Raw genomic sequence first — 4,042 nt, forward strand, 5'->3', positions numbered from 1 at the left:
CAACATTTTCGGATAATCGCATAAGCAACTTGTAGAGTTTCCTTTAATAAAGATAACCCATGTTGTAAAGTTTCAGGCGTTTCGCATATATAACCAGGCCATATTCCTGGAGTTGCATTATAGTTCAGAGTGTTGCTAAACCTGTGATGAATAAAACAATCGAAAAATCGCTACAAAATTTGCATGGAAATCAGTTTTTTGACCAGATTACTCATCTCCTGTTTGAGCACCTTTCACCTAAGCATTGTTTTATTGGTTGCTTTGATGAATCACGCAAGTATGTGAAAACACTTTCTTACCGTGAAGTCGGTAACCTAAAAGAGAACTTCACTTATCCCCTGGCCGGAACCCCCTGTCAAATCGTCAACGAAAAAAGTACCGCTTGTTACTACCCATCTGGTGTGATCAACCAATTTCCCGACGATATCGCATTGCAGGAGTTAGGGGCTGAGGCTTACTTGGGATTACCTGTTTTTTCTCAGAGCCAGGAAGCCGTTGGCATTATTGTCTGTTTGTTCGAAGAACGGTATGAACACACAGAGGAAGTACAGAACTGGTGCGGCGATCTTAGCTATCACCTTGGTGTGGAGTTAAAGTACTCCGCCTTGTTATCCAAGCAAGAAAAGTTGCAGTGGGAATTGGAAGAGGGGCAGCGAGTAGCTAAAGTCGGGAGTTGGTTTTGGGATTTAACGTCAGATACGATTTCCTGGAGCCATGAGGTATACCGAATTTATGGTCTTGAAGACATGTCGATCACACCAACGATCGACTTGTTATCTGAATTTATACACCCTGAAGACCGAGACTGGGTGATCAGCACACTGACTGGCTCAATAGAGTCAGACTCGGTTAGTTATAATCTTGTCCACAGAGCTCAATTGGCTGACGGGACGATCAAGTACTTGCGCAAACGCGCCGATGTTACCCGAGACAGTAAGGGTAAGCCGCTTCTTATGCGTGGCACAGTGCATGACGTTACGGATGTCTATCAGATCTCAGCAAAACTCACCAAAACCTCCCACAAACTGAATACGACGTTCAATTCAGTCGAAGAAGGAATTTGGGAGTATGACCTTGTTAGCGGTGAGTTTTTTACCTCGCCGAAGTTCTGGAGCATTCTTGAGAGAGAAAAGCCGGCTGATGGCAGTGACTTCTCGGAATGGCTGGACTGTATTCATCCGGAAGATCGAATTGAGGGACTGAACTTTTTCCAGCGCTTTATCCAGCAAAACTTTACTAGCGTCTTTCAGTTCGAGTTCCGCTTAAGCGATAACCATTTTAACCAGCTTGTTGATGGTAAAGAGCGCTGGTTGAAACTGAAAGGAAGCGTGATTGCAAAGGATGCTAAAGGCAGCCCGATCCGGATTGCCGGTATCCAGCGAGACATTACCCATACCGTAGAGGCTCGCAGGCAACTAAGTCGTGCCCAGGTTGTGTTTGATAATACCTCTGAATGTATTCTTATTACCGATAAGAGTAACAAAATTATATCTGTTAACCGTGCATTTGAAGAAACAACAGGGTATAGGGAAAAAGAGCTGTTGGGGCTGACACCTAGCGTATTGTCCTCGGGGCTTCACGATGACGAATATTACCAGTCGCTTTGGTTCAGCCTGAACACCAAAGGACACTGGAAAGGTGAGGTATGGAACAAGCGGAAAAACGGAGAAATTTACCCGGAAGAAATGTCCATCAATGTGATACGCGATAGTAATGATGAGGTCATTAACTATGTCGCAGTGTTTCGTGACATTAGCCACTGGAAAAAAGCCGAAGAGCAACTGACATTCTTTGCTTATTATGATCCTCTAACCGGCCTGGTTAACCGCCGCAGCTTTATTCATCGTGTCGAACAGCAGATTAACTCTATCCATAAGAACAGCCATGTTTTCTCTTTGCTGTTTATTGATATGGATGACTTCAAGTCGATCAATGATCTGTACGGCCATGACTTTGGAGACCGGGTACTGACCCGCATTGCTGAGCGGTTGAAGAAGATTTTTCATGATAAGGACAATATCTGCCGATATGGCGGCGATGAATTCTGTATTTTGTTACCGAATATCTCGGCAGCCGATGCCAAGGAACGCGCCCAGGATATTGTCACCGCGATCTCCAAGCCGCTGTATATTGAAGGGATCGAAATCAACACCACGGTCAGCATTGGTATATCAGCTTTTCCTGATAGCGGATTGACCCACCATGCCTTGCTCAAGAATGCCGATTATGCCATGTACAACATGAAGGGGCAGGGGCGGAATGGTTTTTGTGAATATGACAGTGAGCTTCAATCGGAGTATATCCAAAAGCTCAAGTTGCGAGATCGCTTGAAAAAGGCCATTGCTGAGGAAGCGCTGACGGTTCACTATCAGCCAATAGTGAATGCTCAAACCGGCGAGATAAATAAACTAGAGGCCTTAGTGCGTTGGTATGACGAAGTCGAAGGGCACATTTCGCCGGTAGAATTTATTCCAGTCGCTGAAAAGTATGGTCTGATTAAGCAGATTGGCGCTTTTGTTCTTCATCAGGCCTGCCGGGATCTGAAAAAGCTGCATGAGGCTGGCTTTAGTCACTTGAGTATTTCGGTCAACCGTTCGGTGAAAGAATTCATTAATAGTAGTGACGAACCTCAGGTCTGGGAGGTGATTGAGCAATATGACCTGCCAGACAAATCGATTATCGTTGAAATTACGGAGTCCACAGCCTCCAAAGAAAGTAGTGATATCCAGAGTCTATTGGGTTATTTCAAGCAGCGGGATATTCAGGTAGCACTGGACGATTTTGGAACAGGCTACTCATCGTTGAGTGCGGTGGTTGAACTGCGTCCGGATATCATCAAGATAGACAGGGGATTTATTAAAGAGCTTGGTTCAAGCCAAGATAGCCTGACATTGGTTTCTCTTATCATCGATCTTAGCCATAAGCTTGGTATCAAAGTGGTTGCCGAAGGTGTTGAAACAGAAGCGCAGCTAGAGATATTGCGAGAATTAAAGTGCAAGTATGTCCAGGGCTTCTATTTCAGCAAGCCGGTCCCGCTGGAGTCATGTATTGCCTTTTTGGCATCCCGCTAACTTTATTTGCGTAAATAGAGGGGAGTCCCTACTATAGCGCCTCTGAAGTCGTTGTTAGCTAGGATGAAAGTATATGCAGGCTATTTGTTTTGACTTTGATGGTACCTTGGTAGACTCGGAAGTATTCCATGCCGACAACTGGTCAAATTATCTGGCGATAAACGGAATAGAAATGCCATCGGCACAGTTTCTTAGTGAGTTTGCCGGTGTTACCTGGGATAAAGTCGCCGCCGCATTACAAACCCGCTTTTCTTTAGATCTGTCTATTGAGCAGATGCTTGTTCAAATGGAACACCGAACACGTGATGCGCTCATGAAAGGGACGATTCCGGCCAAGACAGGTGTCGATAACATGCTTCGCCAGTTGCATGGCCAGTTGCCTTTGGCTGTTGTTACCGGAGCGCCAAGAGAATATGTCGAAGGAATTTTGCACCGCCATGGTTGGCTAGATCTGTTCGACTATGTTTTTTGTGGTGAAGATGTCGATAACAACAAGCCTGAACCAGATATCTATCACCATGCATGTAACACATTGGGATACAGTTCCTCACAGGTAATCGCAATCGAGGATAGTTTTACCGGTGTTAAATCAGCCTTCTACGCTGGTTTGAAGGTTGTGTTGGTGAATACTGAGCAGCACGATTGGCATATCACGCCCGACTATCACTTCGAGACTATGACGCAGGCGCATTCCGTTGTGGCTGACTTGATCCGCCGCCCTTGTGACTCCGCGGAAAAAAATGAAGTTGTATACGCTTAATGCCTACGATTACGCGTATAGTATAGAAAGCGAAACAAACAGGTTTAATTATGGAAAACGATGAAATCATGACTGGCGATATGCTGGTTGAAACCGTTGAAAATCAGTTGGCAGAAGGTAATCCGATTAAGGTCAAAGAGACCTTGATGCGCTTGATGATGACTGGCACGCCACGCGAAGAGGCAATTCAGATGATAGCCTGTGCATTATC

General features: G+C 45.2%; 2 protein-coding genes. Both read left to right on the top strand.

Annotated elements, in window-relative coordinates:
* Positions 1 to 281 precede the first annotated feature (281 nt).
* Positions 282 to 3,071, top strand: a complete 2,790-nt coding sequence (locus tag MHN01_RS18800; protein ID WP_239412750.1) for a GGDEF domain-containing phosphodiesterase — start codon at positions 282 to 284, stop codon at positions 3,069 to 3,071.
* 73 nt (positions 3,072 to 3,144) lie between these two features.
* Entirely contained in the window at positions 3,145 to 3,831 is a 687-nt protein-coding gene (locus tag MHN01_RS18805) for an HAD family phosphatase (RefSeq protein ID WP_239412751.1), read from the top strand.
* Positions 3,832 to 4,042: the final 211 nt, after the last annotated feature.

It is taken from the genome of Photobacterium sp. OFAV2-7, assembly GCF_022347985.1.
GTDB lineage: Bacteria > Pseudomonadota > Gammaproteobacteria > Enterobacterales > Vibrionaceae > Photobacterium.

Excerpts from the sequence above, each read along its gene's own strand:
- MHN01_RS18805 (WP_239412751.1), top strand. The coding sequence starts at position 3,145 with ATGCAGGCTATTTGTTTTGACTTTGATGGTACCTTGGTAGACTCGGAA.